Origin of the sequence: Arthrobacter ipis (assembly GCF_014694315.1) — a bacterium.
GTDB lineage: Bacteria > Actinomycetota > Actinomycetes > Actinomycetales > Micrococcaceae > Arthrobacter > Arthrobacter ipis.
In genome coordinates this window covers 68,792-69,843 of record NZ_JAAOXD010000009.1, presented here as the reverse complement: position 1 = coordinate 69,843, position 1,052 = coordinate 68,792, and the positions used below count along the sequence as shown (strand labels likewise).

The 1,052-nt window shown below is 65.8% G+C and carries 1 protein-coding gene; it reads right to left on the bottom strand.

Features of this window, described 5'->3' with window-relative positions; translation table 11 throughout:
- On the bottom strand, positions 1-1,052 hold a 1,052-nt coding region (gene zwf, locus G9E11_RS19030), incomplete at both ends, for a glucose-6-phosphate dehydrogenase (RefSeq protein WP_190609188.1).

Below are 1,052 nucleotides of genomic sequence, written 5' to 3'. Positions count from 1 at the left end.
GGTTCGGTGCCCGCTTGAACACCACCGCGATCTCCGTGACCCGCCTCCCCAGCCGTTTGCCGGCGCGCAGGTAGAACGGCACCCCGGCCCACCTGCGGGTGTTGATGTCCACCCGGATCGCGGCATACGTTTCGGTTTTGGAGTCCGCCGGGATGCCCTCTTCCTCCAGGTACCCCTGGACCTGCTCCCCGCCCTGCCAGCCGCCGGCGAACTGCCCGCGCGCCGAATGCGTGGACAGGTCCTCCGGCAAACGCACCGCGGCGAGGACCTTTTCCTTCTCCGCCCGCAGATCGTCCGCGTTGAACGAAATCGGCTCCTCCATCGCCGTCAACGCCAGCAGCTGCAGCAGGTGGTTCTGGATCACGTCCCGGGCCGCGCCCACACCGTCGTAATACCCCGCCCGGCCACCGGTGCCGATATCCTCGGCCATGGTGATCTGCACATGGTCCACGTAGTTCGCGTTCCACAACGGCTCGAACAGCTGGTTCGCGAACCGCAGCGCCAGGATGTTCTGCACCGTCTCCTTACCCAGGTAATGATCTATCCGGAACACCGCATCGGCCGGGAACACCGACTCCACAATGTCGTTCAGCTGCCGGGCCGAGGCCAGGTCATGCCCGAACGGCTTCTCGATCACCACCCGCCGCCACTTCTCACCCCCGGCCTGCGCCAGGCCGTGCTTGGACAGCTGCCGGCAGACCTGCTCGAAGGCCTTCGGCGGGATCGAAAGGTAGAACGCGTGGTTCCCCCGGGTCCCGCGGTTCCCGTCGAGCTCCTCGATCGTCTCCCCGAGCCGCTCAAACGCCGCATCGTCGTCGAACGCGCCCTGCACGAAGCGGATGCCCTCCGAGAGCTGGTTCCAGACCGCCTCATCAAACGGCGTCCGGGCATACGCCTTCACCGCGTCCTTCACCTCCGCAGCGAAATCCTCGTTGTCCCAGTCCCGCCGGCCGAAACCCACCAAAGCGAAGCTCGGCGGCAACAAACCACGGTTGGCAAGGTCATACACGGCAGGCATGAGCTTCTTACGGGCCAAATCCCCGGTAACTCCA